The sequence below is a fragment of the Micromonospora sp. NPDC004551 genome (genome assembly GCF_040609975.1).
Classification (GTDB): domain Bacteria; phylum Actinomycetota; class Actinomycetes; order Mycobacteriales; family Micromonosporaceae; genus Micromonospora.
Genome location: NZ_JBEXLM010000013.1, coordinates 162,481 through 181,851 on the forward strand (window position 1 = coordinate 162,481; position 19,371 = coordinate 181,851).

General features: G+C 69.9%; 19 protein-coding genes. 5 read left to right on the forward strand and 14 right to left on the reverse strand.

What is annotated here, in order from left to right; all coding sequences use genetic code 11:
* Positions 1-15: 15 nt before the first annotated feature.
* The 4 genes from ABZW14_RS17785 to ABZW14_RS17800 all read right to left on the reverse strand — a co-directional run bounded on the left by ABZW14_RS17785 (position 16) and on the right by ABZW14_RS17800 (position 7,689).
* The gene (locus ABZW14_RS17785) at positions 16-5,202 is read right to left on the reverse strand and encodes a hypothetical protein (RefSeq protein ID WP_355347182.1); all 5,187 of its coding nucleotides are present in this window, start codon (positions 5,200-5,202) and stop codon (positions 16-18) included.
* Positions 5,203-5,499: 297 nt separating this feature from the next.
* Positions 5,500-6,465: a HAMP domain-containing sensor histidine kinase gene (locus tag ABZW14_RS17790; protein ID WP_355347185.1), complete on the reverse strand. Its 966-nt coding sequence runs from the start codon at positions 6,463-6,465 to the stop codon at positions 5,500-5,502.
* Between the two features lie 94 nt (positions 6,466-6,559).
* A complete protein-coding gene (locus tag ABZW14_RS17795; protein ID WP_355347188.1) occupies positions 6,560-7,210 on the reverse strand; it encodes a response regulator transcription factor in 651 nt (216 codons plus the stop codon).
* A gap of 230 nt (positions 7,211-7,440) precedes the next feature.
* On the reverse strand, positions 7,441-7,689 hold the full coding sequence (locus ABZW14_RS17800; protein ID WP_355347191.1) for a hypothetical protein: 249 nt from the start codon (positions 7,687-7,689) through the stop codon (positions 7,441-7,443).
* A 322-nt stretch (positions 7,690-8,011) separates the two neighbouring features.
* Between ABZW14_RS17800 and ABZW14_RS17805 the strand changes: the two genes are divergently transcribed.
* Positions 8,012-9,025, forward strand: a complete 1,014-nt coding sequence (locus ABZW14_RS17805; protein ID WP_355347194.1) for a LysR substrate-binding domain-containing protein — start codon at positions 8,012-8,014, stop codon at positions 9,023-9,025.
* Here the strand turns inward: ABZW14_RS17805 and ABZW14_RS17810 are convergent.
* The 7 genes from ABZW14_RS17810 to ABZW14_RS17840 all read right to left on the reverse strand — a co-directional run bounded on the left by ABZW14_RS17810 (position 8,908) and on the right by ABZW14_RS17840 (position 14,822).
* A complete protein-coding gene (locus tag ABZW14_RS17810) occupies positions 8,908-9,690 on the reverse strand; it encodes a serine hydrolase (protein ID WP_355347197.1) in 783 nt (260 codons plus the stop codon). The genes ABZW14_RS17805 and ABZW14_RS17810 overlap by 118 nt on opposite strands.
* Positions 9,687-11,309 (reverse strand): D-aminoacylase, encoded by a 1,623-nt coding sequence (locus ABZW14_RS17815; protein ID WP_355347200.1) that lies wholly within the window; start codon positions 11,307-11,309, stop codon positions 9,687-9,689. Before ABZW14_RS17815 ends, ABZW14_RS17810 begins: the two co-directional genes overlap by 4 nt.
* Positions 11,309-12,073, reverse strand: coding sequence for an amino acid ABC transporter ATP-binding protein (locus ABZW14_RS17820; RefSeq protein WP_355347203.1), 765 nt, complete (start codon positions 12,071-12,073; stop codon positions 11,309-11,311). The genes ABZW14_RS17815 and ABZW14_RS17820 overlap by 1 nt, the downstream gene beginning before the upstream one ends.
* On the reverse strand, positions 12,070-13,020 hold the full coding sequence (locus tag ABZW14_RS17825) for an amino acid ABC transporter permease (protein ID WP_355347206.1): 951 nt from the start codon (positions 13,018-13,020) through the stop codon (positions 12,070-12,072). The genes ABZW14_RS17820 and ABZW14_RS17825 overlap by 4 nt, the downstream gene beginning before the upstream one ends.
* Positions 13,017-13,904: an ABC transporter substrate-binding protein gene (locus ABZW14_RS17830; RefSeq protein ID WP_355347209.1), complete on the reverse strand. Its 888-nt coding sequence runs from the start codon at positions 13,902-13,904 to the stop codon at positions 13,017-13,019. Before ABZW14_RS17830 ends, ABZW14_RS17825 begins: the two co-directional genes overlap by 4 nt.
* 244 nt (positions 13,905-14,148) lie before the next feature.
* Positions 14,149-14,580, reverse strand: coding sequence for an ASCH domain-containing protein (locus ABZW14_RS17835; RefSeq protein WP_355347212.1), 432 nt, complete (start codon positions 14,578-14,580; stop codon positions 14,149-14,151).
* A gap of 71 nt (positions 14,581-14,651) precedes the next feature.
* Positions 14,652-14,822: a hypothetical protein gene (locus ABZW14_RS17840; RefSeq protein ID WP_355347215.1), complete on the reverse strand. Its 171-nt coding sequence runs from the start codon at positions 14,820-14,822 to the stop codon at positions 14,652-14,654.
* 155 nt (positions 14,823-14,977) lie between these two features.
* On the opposite strand from ABZW14_RS17840, the gene ABZW14_RS17845 reads away from it, so the two are divergent.
* Positions 14,978-15,745, forward strand: a complete 768-nt coding sequence (locus tag ABZW14_RS17845; protein ID WP_355347217.1) for an SDR family NAD(P)-dependent oxidoreductase — start codon at positions 14,978-14,980, stop codon at positions 15,743-15,745.
* Positions 15,746-15,835: 90 nt separating this feature from the next.
* A complete protein-coding gene (locus ABZW14_RS17850; protein ID WP_355347220.1) occupies positions 15,836-16,219 on the forward strand; it encodes a DoxX family protein in 384 nt (127 codons plus the stop codon).
* On the opposite strand, the gene ABZW14_RS17855 is transcribed toward ABZW14_RS17850, so the two are convergent.
* Positions 16,209-16,367 (reverse strand): hypothetical protein, encoded by a 159-nt coding sequence (locus tag ABZW14_RS17855; protein ID WP_355347223.1) that lies wholly within the window; start codon positions 16,365-16,367, stop codon positions 16,209-16,211. The two genes, ABZW14_RS17850 and ABZW14_RS17855, sit on opposite strands and share 11 nt — an antisense overlap.
* A gap of 72 nt (positions 16,368-16,439) precedes the next feature.
* On the opposite strand from ABZW14_RS17855, the gene ABZW14_RS17860 reads away from it, so the two are divergent.
* Together ABZW14_RS17860 and ABZW14_RS17865 are read left to right on the forward strand one after the other, a co-directional pair.
* Positions 16,440-16,907: a hypothetical protein gene (locus ABZW14_RS17860; protein ID WP_355347226.1), complete on the forward strand. Its 468-nt coding sequence runs from the start codon at positions 16,440-16,442 to the stop codon at positions 16,905-16,907.
* Between the two features lie 279 nt (positions 16,908-17,186).
* Positions 17,187-17,456 carry a hypothetical protein gene (locus ABZW14_RS17865; protein ID WP_355347229.1) on the forward strand — a complete coding sequence of 90 codons (270 nt, stop codon included), beginning with the start codon at positions 17,187-17,189 and terminating at the stop codon, positions 17,454-17,456.
* Here the strand turns inward: ABZW14_RS17865 and ABZW14_RS17870 are convergent.
* A complete protein-coding gene (locus tag ABZW14_RS17870) occupies positions 17,434-17,952 on the reverse strand; it encodes a hypothetical protein (protein ID WP_355347231.1) in 519 nt (172 codons plus the stop codon). The genes ABZW14_RS17865 and ABZW14_RS17870 overlap by 23 nt on opposite strands.
* A gap of 266 nt (positions 17,953-18,218) precedes the next feature.
* Positions 18,219-18,782 carry a DinB family protein gene (locus tag ABZW14_RS17875; RefSeq protein WP_355347234.1) on the reverse strand — a complete coding sequence of 188 codons (564 nt, stop codon included), beginning with the start codon at positions 18,780-18,782 and terminating at the stop codon, positions 18,219-18,221.
* Positions 18,783-19,371 lie beyond the last annotated feature (589 nt).

A 19,371-nucleotide genomic window follows, 5' to 3' on the forward strand; every position in this document is an offset into this window, starting at 1 on the left:
TTCACGTCGGGCTCCTCACTGGCCGCTCGGGGGGACGATCACCGTGATGCCGGCCAGTTCGTCGGCGCCGAGGTCCCAGGGTGTGGTGTCCCGCCCTGATATCCGCAGCTGCGGGCGGGTTTGACCGTCGAAGTCGCCGGGGGTGCCGACGGGAGCGCCGATCGCGGTGGCCGAACACGTCGAGATGTTCGCCGGTACCGGGGTGTTGGAGCAGCGCACGCCGCGGTCGATCGCCGGCGAGGTGCCCTGGAGGTGGTAGTCACCGGTCAGTCCGACCGGCGGGTCCTGCCCGGTGATCGTCACCGCCGCGGTCTGCGGGTCCAGCCGCGACCCGGACACGGTCAGCTCGTTGACGAACGGCGTCGTGAACAGCGGGTTCTCGCCGATCCGGTTCGCCTGGCCGGCGGGCAGGGCCCGCAGTGTGCCGTCCGGCCCCAGGATCTGGCCGTTGGTGAGCGTGGAGTACCGCGGGGTGAACGTGTCGGTGTTGGTGGTGGTGCCGCGCACCTCGAAGTCGATGAACCCTTGATCGACCAGCGTCGCGCCTGGGCCGGGCTGGCTCAGGGTGAACGCGTCGTTGTTCCAGAAGATGTTGTTGAACAGCGCCACCGGGTTGGAGAAGCGCGGTGAACCGGCGGGCAGCGTCGCCTGGAACAGCGGGTCGTTCGCCTCGGAGGCCAGGCCGGCGGAGTGCGGGTTGCCGTCGGAGTCCTCCGACGATCCGGTGGAGACGTTGTTGGCCACGGTGTTGTTGACGATCGACACGTTCGACGAGTCATCGAGGGTGATGGCGCCGCCGATATCCGCCGCACCGTTGTTGTTGATCATGTTGTTGCGGATGTTGATCCGCGCGGTGAGGGCGTCGAGCACGAACAGTCCGCCGCCGTCGTCGCCGGAGTAGTTGCTCTGGACCAGGTTGCGGTCGACGTCCACCGTCCCGGTCCCGTCGCCCAGGGAGGACGGCGAGCCCACCGGCAGCTCGGTCTCGATGGCGATGCCGGCGCCGGAGTCGACGGAGTCGTTGTAGTAGATCTGGTTGTCGTGGATCCGGCCGCCGGGGCTCAGGCCGATGTGGGACACGCCGGCTCCATAGTTGACGCTGAAGTTCGAGCAGATGATGTTGCTGGCCAGCTCGTAGCCGTTGGAGCCGTAGAACAGCCCTACGGCGCCGGCCTCGGTCAGGCCGCCGTTACCGGTCAGCCGGTTGTTGGCGATCCGCACGTTGTAGTTGTGGTTGACCCGGGTGCCGGTTCCGCGCGGTCCGGCGTCGTACGGCTGGCCGAGCGCGATGCCGCCGGCGACGATCCCGCCGTTGTTCTCCAGCACGTTGTTGGTCAGCTGCATGTTGTTGGCCGATGCCTGCAGCTGGATGCCGCCGGCCCCGTCGCCCTGGCCGGTGGTCAGGCCCAGGCCGTCGATGCGGGCCCGGTTGAACGCCGCGGTGGCGCTGGTGCCGATGTCGTACGCCGTGGTGGTCTTGGCCAGCACGGTGATGTCCGCGCCGCGCAGCACCGGGTGGGCGCCGCTCAGGCCGTTGTTCGTCACGCCGGCGTAGGGCGAGTTGGCGCTGATCGTCGCGTCGTAGTCCGGGGCGTTCTGCTGGAAGTACCGGCCGTCGATGACGGTGCCGGGGACGTTGAACCGGGGGTCCTCGGGGTCGCGGGCCTGCAGTTCGTGGGCGCCGATGATGCCGCCGGGGCCCCGTCCCTGCAGCTTGAGCGGCTTCCACAGCAGCACGTTCTCGTTGTAGACGCCGGGTGAGAGCACGAGCAGGCTGCCCGGGGCGGCGCTGTTGATCGCGTTCTGCAGGGCGTGCACTCCGCCGTTCCCGGTGGCCGGCGGTGGCGGTGGCACGTTCACCACGGTCGGCGTGTAGGTGACGATGTCCGTGCCGGAGCCGTTGCTGCCCAGCACGTGCAGGGTGATGCCGTTGACGCTCGACACGCCGCCGTTCGCGTCCGCCGTCGTGATCGTCAGCTGCTTCGGCCCGGGCCGGAAGGTGGTGCTGAGCGCGGGCACGTTGAGCACGATGGTGTCGGGCGTGGCGCCGCTGCCCGGGGTCCAGCTGACGATGCCGCCGCTGGATCGGGTCAGGGTCTGCACCTGGCCGGTGCGGGCGTCGGTCAGCGTCGCCCGCACGCCGGTCGTGCCGGTTGCCGTGCCGGTCGCGCCGATGAAGTCGGCCTGGACGGTGATCTGCCGGCTGCCGGTGGCGGGCACGACCGGGGTGGAGACCTGCAGCAGCTCGGGCCGGGCCGGGACGGCCGGGTCCTCGCATGCGGTGCCGGAGATCGGGTCCAGCGGCAGGTCCAGCTGCGTGGTCAGGCCGGGCCACGCCTCGGCCGGCGTGGTGGCGACCAGCAGGTTCGGGTTGAAGTTGGCGTTCGGGTGTTCCTTGGTCCCCGGGTCGTCGACCTTGACCAGGTACATGCCGGGGCACGGGCCCTGCGGAATCGGGCAGTTGAACGTCTCGGTGGAGGGCACCAGCGCCTCGAACGAGCCGTCCGGGCTGGTGGTCACGGTCGTCAGCAGCCGCCAGGTGTTCGCGTCGTAGGGCTGGTTGACGTTCGGCACGGTGTCCACCCGGGCGTAGATGCCGACCGGGATGCCGGCGATCGGTCGCGGCTCGCCGTACCACGGGGACAGCTTGTTGCGCTCGAAGTAGATGTCGTTGAAGACCTGCCCGACCAGGCGGCCCGGCGGCTGCACGTCGCCGGTCCGGTTGTCCGTGGCGGCGGTCCCGTTGGGGTCGGTCCGGAAGTTCGTCATGAGGAAGAAGTCGGCGTTGGCGTTCTGGCCGTTCTCGAGCACGACCAGGCGCTTGTCGCACAGCGGCCGGGAGGTGCTGGTGGCCTGGTTGCCGGTGTAGTAGACGCTGCGCGGGGTCAGGGTCGCCTGGTCGATGACGTGGTTGTCGCCGGCGCACGGCGGCGGCGGGATCTGCGGGGTGAACTGGTTGCCGAGGTCGACGTTGACGTCTTCCTCCCGGACGATGTGGTACAGGCATCCGTTGCCGCCGCCGGGGACGGCGCCCTTGGGGTTGCTGATCCGCTGGGTGGCGCCCGACGGGTTGCAGGCGCGGGTGTCGGCGGCATCCTTCGGCATGACCACGTGGGTGATGTAGGTGCCGGCCACGAGCGGGTGATCGGACGGGTCCGAGCCGTCGGTACACAGGTCGGTGCCCAGGTTGAACCCACTGGGGCAGTAGTCGGCGAAGGCGTAGCCGCCGTCGAACGCCCCGTCCTTGGCCTGCTCGCCGGTCAGCGGCACCTCCAGGCAGTTCGGCCCGATCTTCGGGTTGAACTGGGCGGTGATGTCCGCGCCGCTGAAGTCCCGGATCGGGTTGCAGTTCTGCTTGAACGTGTTGCCGTCGGGCTGCGGGTCCTGGCTGGCGTTGGGCTGCTGCCAGTGGTCGGTGACGTAGCGGTTGAGCACGACGTCGTCGGCCGTGTTGGCCAGGCGGTCGGGCCCGGGGCCCTCCAGCAGGACGGTCACGCCGGGGATGCCCGGCTCGTAGTCCTCGGCGGCCTGGAACCGCGCGTCGAACTCGTTGCGGGTGGTGGAGTTGAAGGTGATGCCGACGATCTGGCCGGGCGTACCGGCCGGGTAGTCGCGTTTGCCGAAGTCGACCGTCGCGCGGTGGCCCTCGACCAGAAGCTGGTTGTGCAGCAGACCGCCGCCCTGGTCCGTCGGCACGCACGGGTTGGCCGGCACCGCCGGGGGCGCCACGCTGCACGACGGGGTGACCGCGCCGGTGTGTTCGTCGTGCACGGACGGGCCCGGGTAGGCGGTGAAGCGGGCGAAGCCCTGCTCGTTGATGATCCACCGGCCGAGCGCGCCGCCTTCTGCCGTCGGGTACTCGTAGTGGCCGTTGGCGTCGGTGACCGTGGCTTCCTTGATGGAGCCGTCGCGCCACCGCTGGTCCACGTCGGTGTTCGGAATCGCCGCGTCGACGCCCGCGTCGTACCGGCCGTTGTTGTTCAAGTCCTTGTAGACGTGCCCGTCGAGCCAGCCGAACCAGCGGGACACGCCGAGACCGACCTCACCGTCATCGCCGGTGTCGTTGACGTCGACGCTCTGTCCGGCGTTCACGGTGAGCGGCTTGAAACGCATGATGTAGCTGAGTTGTTCATCCCAGACCGCCAGGTTGTAGGTGCCGGCCGGAACGTGCGGGATGTCGAAGTTGCCGTCCTCGTCGCCCCGGCCGATGTACACGGTCTGATCCGTGCTGCTGTCCGACAGGGCGACGAACGGGTTGGCGACGGGCTCGTTGTAGGTGCCGGTGGTGTAGGGCGCCCATTCCACCCAGTTGCGTGCCCGGCCGGTGATCTCACCCGTGCCGCTGCCGGTGAACGGGGTGGGCGAGCAGACGAAGCCGAACCAGTACGCGGTGCGGTTGTTGGGCGGTTCCCACAGCTGCTCGCCCGGCGCACCGGTGCCGTCGCTGCCCTCCTCGACGGGGGCCAGCAACTGCAGCCCACCGTCGATCGTCGTGGTCTGGTACCACCGGCTGTCGGGGTCGCTGTTGCAGGGCTGGTCCGGCGGGTGCACGTCGATGAAGTAGGTGGCCGGCCCCAGGTCGTCGACCTGGACGAACCCGGTGTCGTCGGTCAGGCAGTTCCCGCCGCACAGCGGGTTGTTGTTGTAGTCCACGGTGACCGCGTTGCCGGTCTGCTCCTCGAGCCCGACCTTGAAGCCCTCCAGGCCCCCCTCTTCGGTGTCCGGGGCGCCGTTGGCCCACGCGTTGTCCTCGAACACGAACACCCGGATCTTGCCCAGCGGAAGCGGGTGATCCTCGCTCTGCTCGGTCAGGTCGATCCGCGCGGTCAGCGTTCCGTCGGCGGCGGCGTCGTTGGGCAGCGTGATGTGCTTGCCCCACATCTTGTGATCCAGCGCGCGCACCGAGATCAGGTAACGTCCCGCGGGCAGCTTGACCGTGGGACGGCTCTGGTCGCCTTCGGCCACGATCGGGCTGTTGCTCTCGGTGCTCAAGGCGAGCGGATCGGCGGGAAGCTTCGTGTTGTCCGTGTTGATGATGTAGTTGAAGTTCGCCAGCTGCCCGGCGACCGGGTTGTCCCGAGCGGTCGCGTAGTCGCGGGCGTCCACGGTCACCGTGCAGCCGCCGGTCGGGCACGCCGTCGCCGCCAGCGCCGGAGAGGCACCGGTGAGTCCCAGGAGCGGTGGCAGGAGTGCGGCGACCATGAGGACGACCGTCGAGGGTGCGATCACCCGGCGAATCGGCCCGAATCGCCGCCGTGGACGCCACGTCTTGCACGCTGTCCGCAGTGCGCTTGTCATCGTCGGCCTCGACCGATCTGGTCGCATCGGCTCCACCTCCCGGCGCGACGCTCGGCACGTATTCCCTGATCAGAGCACGGGTCATGCGTCACACCCGATGATGGATCCGCGACGTCGGGCCGCGACTTTCGTGACAGGTCTGTCATCTGACTGTCATGCCGCAGGCCCGGATCCCCGCAGTCGCGGTCGCACCGGACGGCATCAATCGCCGGGGCGGGAACTGCGCGGCTGGGGCGCGGGCGCGTCCGGGCGCGCCTGTTGGGCGGCGTGGCGTGGGAAGATCAGGCAGACCCGCGTTCCCACGCCGGGTTCGCTGTCCACCCGCAGCGAGCCGCCCCACGAGCCGACGACGGCTCGCACGATCGCCAGGCCGAGCCCGGTGCCGGAGTACGTGCCTGGGGAGGCCGGTGATTCGCCCGCGCGGCTCAGCGCCTCGATCTGCTCGGGGTGCATTCCCGCGCCCGAGTCGGCGACCACGATGCTCCAGCCGTCTCGCGTGCCGGTTGCTTCGACCTCGATGCGGTCACCGGTGTCGGTGAACTTGACCGCGTTGTCGAGGAGGCAGTCGAGGGCCACCTCCAGACGGTCCTGATTGATTGATGCCGTCCCCACCGTGGAGCGCACGTCCCAGCGGCGATCCGCGGTGGGCCGCCAGCGCCGCACGATGCCGGCCAGTAGGTGGTCGACGTCTCGCATCTCGCGGACGTACGGCCCGTCCATCTGCATGAGGGTCACCAGCCGGTGCGTGATGCCGGCCAGTCGGTCCAGCTCCTCCAGCACGATCCGGGTGTCCTCCCGGATCACGGGGTCGGCGGTGGCGGCACCCATCAGCTCGGTGTGCCCACGGGCGATGGTGATCGGGGTCCGCAGCTCGTGTGACGCGAGCCGGACGAAGCGGTTCTGGGACTCGGCGCGGCGGCGCTCGGCGTCGGCGAGTCGGGCGACCTCGGCCACCATCTGCTGACGCCGCCGCACGTGCCAGACCATGACCCCGAACACCGCGGCCATCAGCGGCACCTCGGTGATCTCCTCCCACCCGATGGCGCCTGCGGCGGCATGGTGGACGAGGATGTAGCCCGTGGTGAGCGTGACCGCGGCGAGCACGGCGGCCGTGACAATCGGGCGCCAGGCGGTCAGCCCGTAGACGACGGACAGTCCGATCCACACGAGGTGGAAGGGGACCGTCTCTTTTCCCGGTAGGACGTACATCAGGCAGCTGTTGACGACTGCCGTGGCGGCCCAGCCGGCGAGGAGGAGGCGGTCATTCCGCGAGGAGTCGGTACCCGACATTGCGCACTGTCTCCACGCGCTCGGGCGCGTCCAGCTTCGCTCGCAGCCGGCGAACGTAAACGTCGACCACGTTGCTGCCCGGGTCGAAGAGGAGTCCCCACACGTCGGCCAGCAACTCGTCGCGGGTGCACGCCTGCCCGGCCCGCTCCATCAGGTGCTGAAGCAGGAGGAACTCCCGCAGCGACAGCTCGATCGGCCGGCCGTCCACCGAGGCGCGGTGCAGCCGAAGATCCAGACGGATCGGCCCCACGGACAGGGAACGCCTGGCCGGACCTGGGGCGGGGCCGCGCATCCTCGTGCGCACCCGGGCCACGAACTCCGCCACGGAGAACGGCTTGACGAGGAAGTCCGCCGCCCCGGCCTCCAGGCAGGCGACCCTGATGCCGATCTCCGGCAGCGCGGAGATGATGAAGACACGTTGGTCGGGGCGGGAGCCGACGAGCCGGTCGAGGATCTCGACACCGCTGATGCCCGGCAACATCAGGTCCAGCACCACGAGATCAAAGTCGTTGGCGAGGGCGGCGTCCAGACCGTCGGGCCCGGTGCCGGCCCGCTCGACGACGTGCCCGTCGTCGCGCAGCGCTCGCGACACGAGCCGAGCTATTCGATCGTCGTCCTCCACGACAAGTACCCGCCCCACCGGACACCTCCGTCGGCGCCCGCAACATAACCGCCCTACGCTGCGTAGCCAAGGCTCCTGTCGTAAGTCAGGCGCTGGTTGCGCCAATACGGGCATGCTCTCCCGCTGTAGCGATCGAGGGCGGTGGGCAGCCCGAAGGCACCGCTCTCGGGGCCGGCGCGGGTGATGCGCGGGCCGTGAGAGCGGTGCCTCGTGCGTGGGATCGGTTCCAGTCAGCCCTTCGGGCAGAGCGCCCAACCGTCGAAGTGGCTCTTGCCGTTGCTGGCCTGAGAGGCGTTGTAGGCGCCCGTGATCTTGCCCTTCGGGTTGATCTTGGCCGGCCCCGTGGTGCCATCGGAAGGCTCCACCAGGCCCGCGCTGACGCAATGCCCGTAGTTGAGGCCCGGGTCGGCCTGGGCGGGTGCTGCGACGCCGATCGCCGCAATGCCGCCCGCCGCCAGCGCGATGGCAAGTCTCCGCATGGTTCCCCCGTTCTGCCGCCTCGGCCCGGCCTGGTCGACCCTGGGAAGGCCAGACAGCAGCTCTAAGTTACGATCCCGCTACGCTGCGCATCGGCGTTATGCGGAGTTTGAGGGAAGCGCCAGGTGACGGCCACGCTTACCGCCCCTCGAGGCGGGGATGGTGGCGGCGATCAGATCCGCCGCGCCACGGCCCCACCGCCGCGCGCCAGCCAGCTGCCCTGCCAGGCAGCTGGCCGGCCGGCACTACCGGCGTGCGAGAGTGTGGGCCGGATGGCGGTCGACGGCTGACCGCACCGCCTCGGAGCAGGGAGGCAACCGGCCGATGTTCACCACCGCACGCCTGCAGGTCATCCTGGAGATCGCCCGCCACGGCACGATCGTCGCCGCCGCGGAGCGGCTTCAGTTGAGCCCGTCCGCGGTCTCCCACCAGCTCGCCGCGTTGGAGCAGGAGGCCGGGGTGGCACTGGTGGACCGGGGGCCGCGCAGCCTTCGGCTCACCGTCGCCGGCCAGCGCCTGGCGGACTACGCGCAGCAGATCTCCGACCTGATGTCAGCGGCCCGCGACGAGCTGGCCGCACACGGCGAGGGCCGCCAAGGGCTGCTGCGGATCGGGTTCTTCGCCACCGCCGGCACCGAACTGCTACCGCGCGCACTGTCGAGCTTCACCCGGGACCATCCGCAGGTCGAGCTGGCGCTGATCCTGGGGCAGCCGCACGAACTGCTCCCCCGCCTGCACCAGGGTGAGCTGGACCTGGTGGTGGTCTTCGACCATCCGCTGAGCCCGGCCCAGGAATCGCCGTACGCGAAGGTCGAGCCGCTGATGGTGGACCCCCAGCTGGTGGTGCTTCCCCCGGATCATCCGCTCGCCCGCCGGCGGCGGCTCCGGCTCGCCGACCTTGCCGCCGAACCGTGGATCACCACCCTCGGCGTGCAGGGCGAGGTGTCGGTGCTGGAGCTGGCGGCGCGAGCAGAGGGCTTCGCGCCGCGGATCCGCTGCCGCAGTGACCACTACGAGGTCGTGCTGGGCCTGGTCCGCGCCGGTGTCGGGGTGGCGCTGGTGCCGTCGCTCGGCCTGCGCAACCCCGGCGGGGTGGCGGTGCGGCAGCTCGCCCACGCCAAGCTGTACCGGGAGATCGGCGTGGCGCTTCGTTCCGGCAACCCCAACCCGGTGGTCGGCGCCTTCGTCGAGCGGCTGCGCGACGCGGCGGCGGCGCTCAGTCAGGAGTTGTCGGAGCGGTGGGGCCCGGCGAGCCGGTCGACTGCCGTACCCCAGCGGCGCAGTTCGGCGACGGCGGCCCGCTCCTCCCCCGCCGGGAACGCGGCGATCACGGCGTAGACGACGGTGTGCCGGCCGGACACGATGCCGGTGTCGGCGCGTACCCCGGTGTCGGTGCCGGTCTTGTTCTCCACCCGCACGCCGTCGTCCGACCATGGGTCGTGGCCGATCGAGTCGGCGACCATCGTGCGGTCGGTGTTCCCGGCGAGCCAGCCGCGCAGCAGCCGGCAGGCCTGCGGGTTCTGCCAGGTCCCCTGCGCCACCTCGGCGAGGAAGGCGCAGAGTTCTCCGGCGGTGCCGGTGGCGAAGGTTTCCGGTACGCCGGGGCCGCGTTCGGCGCGGATCCGGTCGTGCACGCTGGTGTTCCGCAGCCCGGCGTCGCGGGCCAGGTTCTGCACGGCGTCGAGGGTGACCAGCCGCAGCAGGGCGTTGGTGGCGGCGTTGTCGCTGACCGTGGCGACCGCCGTGGCCAGGTCGGCGACCGTCCACCACCGGGGCGACAGCCGGCCGAGCAGGCCCGTGCCGCCGACCTCCCGATCCTCGTCCAGCAGCTCGACCGGCTGGCCCGCCTCAAGGGTCCGGTCGGCGAGCCGCCGGGCCACCTCGCCGAGGAGCAGCACCTTGCCGACGCTGGCCAGGGGCAAGACCAGGTCGGGGTCGGCCGAGAGGGTGCGGCCGTCGTCGAGGCGCCGCACCATCGCCCCGACCCGCACCACCGGGCTCATCGCTGCCCCGGCACGGCGCGCTGCCGGTCCGGTACGGCCAGCACCCGGCCCGGCCGCGCGTCGGTGACCGCGCCGCCGTCCATGACGACCTGGCCGGCGACGAGCACGTACCGCACGCCGTGTGGCGGCGCGAGGGGATCGTCGTAGGTGGCGCCGTCGGCGATCCGCTGCGGGTCGAGGATCACCAGGTCGGCGGTGTACCCGTCGGCGAGCAGCCCGCGGTCGTGCAGGCCGAAGCGGTGGGCGGGCATGGCGGTCATCTTGTGCACGGCCCCCGCCAGGTCCAGTAGTCCCACGTCGCGAACGTAGTGGCCGAGGACCCGGGTGAAGCTGCCGGCCCACCGCGGGTGGGGGCGGCCTCCCTTCGGTACGCCGTCGGAGCAGAGCATGGTCAGTGGGCTGGCTAGCACCCGGCGGACGTCGTCCTCGTGCATGGAGTGGCTGAGGATGGTGACGTCGCCGTGTTCGGCGACAAGGAGGTCGCAGGCGTAGTCGACGGGGTCGACGCCGGCCGCGGCGGCCAGGTCGGCGATGGTGTGCCCCTGCGCGTCGGGGTTGTTCGGCGCGGAGGCGACGCGGATCAGGTCCCAGCCGCCGTTGCCGACGGTGTTCTCCCAACCGGGCACACCGGCGACCAGGTCGTGGCGGATCCGGTCGCGGACCGCCGGGTTGGCGGCGGCGATGAGCATCGCCGGTACCCCGTCGGCGATCAGCCACGGCGGCAGCATCGCGTGCAGGGCGGTGCTGCCAGCGGTGTACGGGTAGACGTCGCAAGTGACGTCCAGCCCGTCGGCGCGGGCTTGTTCGAGTCGGGCGAGGGTGCGGACGGTGGCGCCCCAGGCTCGCCGGCCCGCGGTCTTGTGGTGGGAGACCTGCAGCGCCGACCCGGCCGCGGTGGCGATCTCGATGGCCTCTTCGAGTGCGGCTTCGACCTGGGACATCTCGTCGCGCAGGTGGGTCACGTACGGCTTGCCGTGTGCGGCCGCGACCCGCGCGAGGGCGATGACCTCGTCGGTGCCGGCGTTGACGCCCGGTGAGTAGATCAGGCCGGTCGACAGGCCGGCCGCGCCCGCAGCGAGGGCCTCGTCGAGCAGCTCGCACATCGCCTGGATTTCGGCGGGGGTGGCCCGCCGCTGGGCGAAGCCGACCACGGCGGCGCGCAGCGTGCCGTGGCCGACGAGGGCGGCGAGGTGGTTACGCCGGGCCACGCCCTGGGCGTCGGCGAACTCGGCGAACGACCCGTACGCCGACGCGGGTGGCCCGAACGTCGCGGCGATCAGCTCCCGCACCGGTTCGGTGCGCTGGGGCGGGACCGGGAAGGGGCTGATGCCGCAGTTGCCGCAGATCTCCGTGGTGACACCTTGGAGCAGCGGCGCCCGTCGCAGCACCTCCCGCTGCTCGTCGTCCCCAGCGAGGAGGTCGGAGTGGGTGTGCACGTCGATGAAGCCCGGCGTGACAGCCAGGCCGGTCGCGTCGATGACCTCGGCGGCGGGGGTGCGGCTGCCCGGTGGCAGCAGCACGAGCCGCCCGTCGCGGACGCCCACGTCGGCGGGGCGGGACGGCGCGCTGGTGCCGTCGACCACGTCGGCGCCGGTGATCAGCAGGTCCAGCTGGTCCATCAGAGCACCTTGGACAGGAAGGCGCGGGTACGGTCGTGCTGCGCCGAGGCGAGCACCTCCCGCGGCGGGCCCTGCTCGACGATCAGACCCTCGTCCATGAAGACGAGGTGGTCGCCGACCTCCCGGGCGAAGCCCATCTCGTGGGTCACCACGATCATGGTCATCCCGCTCGCCGCGAGGTCCTTCATCACCTCCAGCACCTCCCCCACCAGTTCCGGGTCCAGCGCCGAGGTCGGCTCGTCGAAGAGCATCAGCTTCGGCGACATGGCCAGCGAGCGGGCGATGGCCACCCGCTGCTGCTGGCCGCCGGACAGCTGCGCCGGGTAGTGGTGGGCGCGGTCGGCCAGTCCCACCCGGTCGAGCAGTTCGGCGGCGCGCCGCCGCGCGGCGGCGGCCGGGACGCCCTTCACCGCGACCAGGCCCTCCATGACGTTCTCCAGGGCGGTGCGGTGCGGGAACAGGTGGAAGCGCTGGAAGACCATGCCGATCGACTCGCGCTGCCGGCGCAGCCGCGCGTCCGGCAAGGGCCGCAGCCGGCCGCCGCGCTCCTCGTAGCCGATCAGATCGCCGTCGACGTAGACCCGGCCCGCCTGCGGCTCCTCCAGGTGGTTGAGGCAGCGCAGCAGGGTGGACTTGCCGGAGCCGGACGGGCCGACCACGCAGACCACCCGGCCGCGTTCGATGGTCAGGTCGATGCCGCGCAGCACCTCCAGCCGGCCGAAGCTCTTACGCAGGGCGTGGCACTGCACCATCGGTGGCGTCATCGGGCGCTCCCGGTGAAGCGCAGGTTGCGGGCGATGCGCCCGCGCAGGTTTCCTGGCGCGGTGGCGCCGAAGCCGCGGCTGAACCGGCGTTCCAGGTAGTACTGGCCGATGCTGGCGACGGTGGTCAGGACCAGGTACCACAGGGACGCGACGATCAGCAGGGCGATCACCTCGAAGTTGGTCAGGTAGAGCCGCTGGGCGACGGTGAGCAGGTCCGCGCCGGCGATCACCGAGACCAGCGAGGTGGTCTTCAGCATGGAGATGAATTGGTTGCCGGTCGGCGGGACGATGATCCGCATCGCCTGGGGCAGCACCACCCGCGTCATGATCTTCGCGCGGGACATGCCCAACGCCGCCGCGGCCTCCTGCTGCCCCGGGTCAACGGCGCGCAGGCCGGCCCGGACGATCTCGCTCATGTAGGCGCCCTCGTTGATGCTGAGCCCGAGCAGCGCCGCGACGAATCCGGTGACCAGTGTGTTCGTCTCCCAGGTCATCAGCTTCGGGCCGCCGAACGGCACCCCAAGCCCGATCTCGGGGAAGATCAGCGCGATGTTGAACCAGAAGATCAGCTGCACCAGCAGCGGCGTGCCGCGGAAGAACCACACGTAGGCCATGGCGCCGGAGCGCAGGATCCGGCTGTCGGAGACCTGCATCAGCGCCACGACGACGCCGAGCACCACACCGATCGCCATGGACGCGACCGTGAGCTGGACGGTGACCCAGAGCCCTTCCAGGATGACCCGGTCGAACTGGTACTTGACGACGATGTCCCAGTGCAGGTTCGGGTTGATCGCGATGGTCCAGGCCAGCCAGGCCAGGACCAGGGCGGTCACCCCGGCGGCCAGCCAGCGCCCCGGCCGCAGCGGGTGGCTGATCCGGTTCGCCTCCAGGCCGGCGGGCCCGGCCGAAGCCGGGCCCGTGGCGCTCGTCTTCACCGGCGTGCTCACTTCTGGTCGTTGACCGTCGCGGCCTGCACACCGCTGCCCTGCACGCCCCACTTCTCCAACAGCTTGGTGTAGTCGCCCGACTCGATCAGCTCCTGCAGGGCCCGCTGGACGGCGTCACGCAGCTGGCTGTCCTTCTTGTCGATCGCGATGCCCCACGGACCCGCCTCGTACTGGGCCTCCAGCACCTCGTACTTGCCCGCCTGCTGGGCCAGCATCTTGGCCACCGGGTAATCGACGATGGTGGCCACCGCACGACCGGCGTCGATCTGCAGCAGACCGGTCGGGGCGTCCTCACTCTGCGAGATCGTCATCTTCTTGGCGCACGAGGCGTTCTGCTTCTCGCCGATGGCGAGGTTGGAGCTGCCCTTGGCCAGCACCACCGCGCGGCCGCACAGGTCCGCCAGGTCCTTCACCCCGGCCGGGTTGCCCTTGGCCACCATGATGGCGCCGCCGGCCTGGAAGTAGTCGACGAAGTCGACGGCCTTGCGGCGCTCCTCGGTGTCGCTCATCGAGGACATCGCCAGGTCCCACCGGTCGGCCTGCAGACCCGGGATCAGGCCGGGGAAGCTGGCGTTGGTCATCTCCAGCTTCAGGCCGAGCCGCCCGGCGATCGCCGCCGCCAGCTCCGGGTCAACGCCGGTCAGTTCCTGGGTCCCCTCCTTGTACATCTCCATCGGCGGGTAGCCCTCGGCGGTGGCGACCCGCAGGACGCCCTTCTCCTTGAGGGCTGCCGGGACCAGGTCTGCCGCCTTGGCGTCGGCGGCGGCCGAGGCGGAGGCACCGGCCTGCGGCGTCTGGCCGCTGGTCGAGCGGCCGCAGCCGGCGACGGCGAGTGAGAGTGCGGCGAGACCGACGACAATGCGAAGCGCACGCTTCCTGACCACCGGAAACCTCCTGCCTGAGACGATGGCGGGGACCCTATCCGGGATCGGCCAGCGTGAACAGCCCGAATGCTTTGCGGGGTGAGCACCTAAATCTTCAATGCTCAGTCCCGCAGCAACAGGCGGCAGGTGACTCAGAGGGCAGCGTCGTCGAAGGACCGGCGTTCGGCAGCCGCGAGATCCTCGTGCGACGTCGAGGCGGACGGCCTTATCCGGGCCTAGCCGGACCCTCCCCGCGTGATGCAGGTCAGGGTCGAATCGGGTCGTCGGGCGCGACCACTCGGAAGCGTTCGGCGACCACGAGAGTGTCATCATCGATGACCGGGGTGCGGCCCAGGAACTCGCTCACACCCTCGCTCTGGAAGAACTCCTCGTGGGCTGCCCGCCACTGCGCGACGTCGGCGTAACCGCGTCCCTCGGCCCGTGCGAAGTCGTCGTCGATCTCCTTCATGGCGACGACGCGGACGTCGACGAGTTCGATCGTGACGGCCGGGCGGCCTTCGGAATCAAGCACCGCGAAACGCTGACCGGTTACCGGCACCGCCTCTCCGGCGTGCTCGTAGATCTCCACAAGGCCCGTGAGCGCGGTCTTCTCACCGCTCAGGATCGCCGCCACACCCCGGTCACGTTCCGGACCCGGAAAGGCGAGTTCGAGGGTCGGGAGATCATCATGTTCCATCGAGCGAGCGTACAAGCCCCCTGATCAACGGGACCTGTTGGGCGCGGACATCGACGGCGAGGTCCCGCGTCCTACCGATGGCTGTAGGAGGAGCTGACCGCCGGCTGGCCGGTGTAGTTGAGTCCCGCGCGGTCGTCGGCGCCCAGGTACGTGTACGGCAGGGACACCTCGCCGGGCCCGTTCCGCGCGATCCGGCGGCGGGTGTCGACGGTGAAGCCCGCCTCGCGCAGCGGGCCGTCCACGAGACACAGGTCTCCACCAGCGTCTGCCACGCGATCTGTGGCTCGCATCACGCGACCCGGCTGTCACACGGACCGGATCACCGGCATCTCCATGCCCGTAGGCACGCCGCGCGCCCGTCCGCGCGGCCCGCAACTCCACGAGCAGGAGCTTGATTGTGAACGAGCAGACCACCCACCGGCAGGTCGCGCTGATCACGGGGGCGAACAAGGGAATCGGCCGCGCGACCGCCGAGCAGCTCGCCGCCCTGGGCATGACGGTCCTGATCGGCGCCAGGAACGCGCGGCACGGCGACGAGGCCGCCGCGGCGGTACGCGCGGCGGGCGGCGAGGCGCACGCGATCGCCCTGGACGTCACCGACCCGGCCACCGTCCTGGCGGCCGCGAGGCAGGTCGAGGAGCGTTTCGGCCACCTCGATGCGCTGGTCAACAACGCCGGCATCTCCGGCGCCGGCAACGTCGCTCCCTTGGACGTCCGCGGGCAGATCCCGAGCGTCGCCGACCTGAACATCGTCCGGGCGGTGTTCGAGACCAACGTCTTCGGGGTCATCACGGTGACCAACGCCATGCTCCCGCTGCTGCGGCGGTCACCGGCGCCGCGCATCGTCAACCTGAGCAGCGACGCCGCCTCGCTGACCATCACCAGCGACCCGGACGGTCCGTTCGCGGGACTGCCCCCGGTGGCCGGATACACGCCGTCCAAGACCGCGCTGAACGCGCTGACCCTGCAGTACGCCAACGAGCTGCGCAAGGACGGCATCCTCGTCAACGCCGCCGCGCCTGGCTTCTGCGCCACGGACATCAACCAGCACACCGGGCACCGCACCGCCGCCCAGGGCGCCGCGGTCGTGGTGCGTCTGGCCACGCTCGGCGCGGACGGACCGACCGGCGGGTTCTTCAGCGAGGACGGCCCGATCCCCTGGTAGCGGCCCCGTGAGCGAATCGACCACCGGGGGCGAACGAGCCCGGACACCCGACCAGACCTGAATCGCCGACCAACTCGCAAGGAGCATCCCATGAACCTCGCACTGTGGATCGTCGCCGGACTGCTGTCCGCCGTCCTCCTGGTCAGCACCGCCAAGATTTTCGTACCTAGGGAGAAGATCGCCGCCGTGGGCCACGCCGGGGAATGGGTCCTGGACTTCAGCCCTGGCGCCCTCCGGACCATCGGAACCCTCGAAATCCTGGCCGCGGTGGGCCTGATCATGCCCGCCGTACTCGACATCGCGCCGGTCCTGGTGCCGGTGACCGCTGTCTGTGTGGCGTTGCTGTTCGTCGGTGCGGCGGCTATGCGTCTGCGCCGTGGCGAGACGCTGACGATCGTGCCCGACCTGATCTACCTCGCCCTGGCCGCCTTCCTGGCCTGGGGCCGCTTCGGCCCCGAGTCCTTCACCGGCTGACCGAGCGCGGCGCAAGCAGCTCTTGAGTCTGCCGGTGGTCGGCCTCCTGCCGAACGGCCTCCATGAAGCCACGCCAGGTGCCGGCTGCGGTCTTCATCATCCGGTCGATCATTGCGCAGGCGGACGCCACGTCAGGGAAGTCGTACAAGACCGGTGCAAGGATGTCCTCTACTTGGCGGCTGGCGGAGTGGAAGGATGCGTGAGGGTGAGGTATGTCAGGGTGGAGCGGACCGGGGACGGCACGGTTCTGGACCCCGATGCGTACCTGCGGCAGTTGCCGTCGTTTGCTGACTCGTTGCCCGAGGGGGCCCGCCGGTTCGCCACGGACCCCGGTCACTACGACTTCTTCGGGCAGCGGTGCGTCAAGGACCTCAAGCCCGCCCGGCTGACGTCCGCTGAGACGGGCGGGAGCCGCTGGGTCGAGTTGAACCTGCGGCACAACTGCTGGAAGCACGAGGAAGACCTGACTATCCGCTACAGCGGCGTGCGGAGCCTGGCGATTGAGCCGGCTGACAAGGGGATGGACGTGGCCCAGCTCCAGGACGTGATGCTGGACGAGCTGCTGCCGCATGAACACGGGTGCCGACATGAGATCGTTTGCCTTTCCGGAACGCTGGTCCTGACGAGCCAGGACCTGACCGCCACCTGGATGCACGCCGACTGCCCGGAGCGTGAGCCGGGCCGGTGAGCCAGCCTTGCGCCACGTTCTCACCGCGATCATCGAATCGCACCGTCGCTGCGCCAGCCCTCAGCGGAGTGTCACCCAGGTCCTGATACCGATCTGTCACGCAGGTCCCGAGATCGCACAGCTAGCTGCCGGCGATGCCTGGTCTCGCATGATGGTTGACGAAACGGCGTCGAAGGATGTTTGACGCCGGGTCATGATCGAATACTGGTCGTGATCTGGTGTTGAAGGTGATCGTAGGGGTTGGCCGGCACAGGTCTGTTGCATGCGAGCATCTGTGTCATGGCCCTAGCGGACGATCTCGCTGAGTGGACGGACGTGGATGGCGCCCAGTACGAGTTGGGCCGGTCCCTGGGTCTGTTCACGGATCGAACGTTCATGCAGGTCAAGTGGGTGTTCTGGTCGGACAATCGGCTCGGTCAGGCGCTATGGGACATGCTGCATGCCCTGGTGCAGGCTGGCGTTCTGGAGTGCCGCGACGAGCCCGACCATCAGGTTCGTTGGAGGACCGCAACACCCCTCGGTGGCCTCACGGTTGAAAGCGCGCAGTGATCTGGTGTTTGGCCTTCGTGCGGTTGAGGTCGGTGGTGCTGCGGCGGGCGACGGCCGCGATCGGGGTGTCGGCGTCGTAGACGGTGACGGTGTGCTCGTCGAGGGCGACGGATACCAGCTTGCGGGCGTGGACCTTGCCGACCTGGATGCGTTGCCCCGCGACCTGGATGCTGCCGGTGATGGACACGACCCGTTCCACCTCTGGAATGGCTGCTGGCGGCGGGACCGCGGACGCTGGGCGGGCGTCACGGATGCGGCCGAGCGCGGTGGGCGGTAGTGGGCAGCGCAGGGTGCGACGCAGCTGCCCGGCTTCGTCGATGACGTGCAGGAGTATGCCGTCGACGCGGATCCGGACCCGTTGACCGGCAAGCGGCAGGCCGATGCTGATCTGACGGCCGGCGATGCTGATGCCGCCGCAGGCATTGACGACTCGGTCGACCTCGACGGCGGTGGTCTGCGACTCAGGCTGCGGCAGTGGGGACGCGATCCGTGACACGAGAGCCGACTCCGTCTGTTCCGGCAGCGTCCGGCTGTGCGTCAAGGCCCACTGACGTGCGGGGCCGGGCCGGCTCGCCCCGGCCTGGTGACAACCTCCCGCCGGCGTCGGCCGGGCCGGCCGCACCCTCGCGTGCGTGATTCAGCCGGAGGCAGCGACGGGATCGGACGGTTGCTTGACAGCTCAGCTTCACTGGAAGCTCGCAGCCACGGAGCGGCACGGAGGCCACGTAGCTTTCCGAAGCTCGATCGCCGGTAGCCGGGAAGTCAGATTCGGCGCGGTACGGCTCCGTCCTGCCAGCGGTAGAGGTCGCGCAGCAGGGAAATCTCGGCGCCGTGATGGATCAGCTCCCTGTTGACGTGCAGGATTCTGTTCTCCATGGGAAACCGCTCGGGACCCACCGTGGGCGGATTCTCCAGGTCAGCGTCCGAGAGGTCGCGAACCCCCGCGTTCCATTTCCCATACATCTCATCGAGTTGTTTGAGCGCCTCGTCAGCGGTTCCTGCGTAGGCGAATGTCTCGGAGTCGACGTCCTGGCCGCCGAAGTACCATCCGACCCGATAGCCCAGACACGAGACGATGATGTGCGCCAGCCGCCAGGCAATCGTGGTCACTGGCGCCGGCACCGGGCTAGGGAACACGTAGTCCATCGTCCATTCCCCCGAACCTTCCGACATCGGTGCGGCCGACGTGCCCCGTGGGCGGATACTCCAGCAGCCGCTCACGGGCTCCCAGAAGTACTCCTCGTCGGTAAGACCCTCCAGTCGTGGCCGTAGGTTCTTGCGCCAGTACCAGTCCAACTGCTCCGAGAGCTGCTCGCTTCTTGTCACTTCCGCACCCTACGTACAACGCACCTGGCTGCGACCCTCGCGGACACCGGGCCACTGTCTGCCGCGTGCCCGGTCGGTGCCTGATGTAGGGGACAAGATGTGTCAACGGCGGCGCGGCCTGTTTCCGGGGCCGTGATTGAGGACCACCACGCGCTCGTCCTGGTCCCAGCCATGCCGCGTCTCGTAAGCAAGGAGCTCAAGCTTCGCCTCTGGCTGCGCGATCCGGTTTCGCCAACAGGGTCGGAGGCCCGAGTACCACAGGTTGATGACCCCTAGCACGAACGCTGCGACGGCGACCACCGCGCTCACGGCTTGAGAGCTCATGCGACGAGGGTGGAGGCGCGGCCCTGTCTTGGCAGGGTCCCGAACCCGCCGCGGCTTAGGTCGAGGGGTGGCGCGACCACAAGGTCCGCGAAGTGGATCGCGGCCGTGTTCGATTCCTGCTGCAACCCTCGCAGCACCAAGGGTTGAGGCGATAGGAACCCGGGCAGCGGCTGACATCAATCATTGACATCAACGGTAGCGGCCAAGGTGGGACGAGAGGCGACGGATGCCGCCCCGACGTCGGACCCCGTAACGTCAGGGGACA

What these genes read in the sequence shown, in the direction of transcription:
- ABZW14_RS17815 (WP_355347200.1), bottom strand. Translation starts at nt 11,309, where the DNA reads ATGGACCAGCTGGACCTGCTGATCACCGGCGCCGACGTGGTCGACGGC.
- ABZW14_RS17805 (WP_355347194.1), top strand. Translation starts at nt 8,012, where the DNA reads ATGTTCACCACCGCACGCCTGCAGGTCATCCTGGAGATCGCCCGCCAC.
- ABZW14_RS17810 (WP_355347197.1), bottom strand. Translation starts at nt 9,690, where the DNA reads ATGAGCCCGGTGGTGCGGGTCGGGGCGATGGTGCGGCGCCTCGACGAC.
- ABZW14_RS17785 (WP_355347182.1), bottom strand. Translation starts at nt 5,202, where the DNA reads ATGGTCGCCGCACTCCTGCCACCGCTCCTGGGACTCACCGGTGCCTCT.
- ABZW14_RS17850 (WP_355347220.1), top strand. Translation starts at nt 15,836, where the DNA reads ATGAACCTCGCACTGTGGATCGTCGCCGGACTGCTGTCCGCCGTCCTC.
- ABZW14_RS17800 (WP_355347191.1), bottom strand. Translation starts at nt 7,689, where the DNA reads ATGCGGAGACTTGCCATCGCGCTGGCGGCGGGCGGCATTGCGGCGATC.
- ABZW14_RS17835 (WP_355347212.1), bottom strand. Translation starts at nt 14,580, where the DNA reads ATGGAACATGATGATCTCCCGACCCTCGAACTCGCCTTTCCGGGTCCG.
- ABZW14_RS17820 (WP_355347203.1), bottom strand. Translation starts at nt 12,073, where the DNA reads ATGACGCCACCGATGGTGCAGTGCCACGCCCTGCGTAAGAGCTTCGGC.
- ABZW14_RS17865 (WP_355347229.1), top strand. Translation starts at nt 17,187, where the DNA reads ATGGCCCTAGCGGACGATCTCGCTGAGTGGACGGACGTGGATGGCGCC.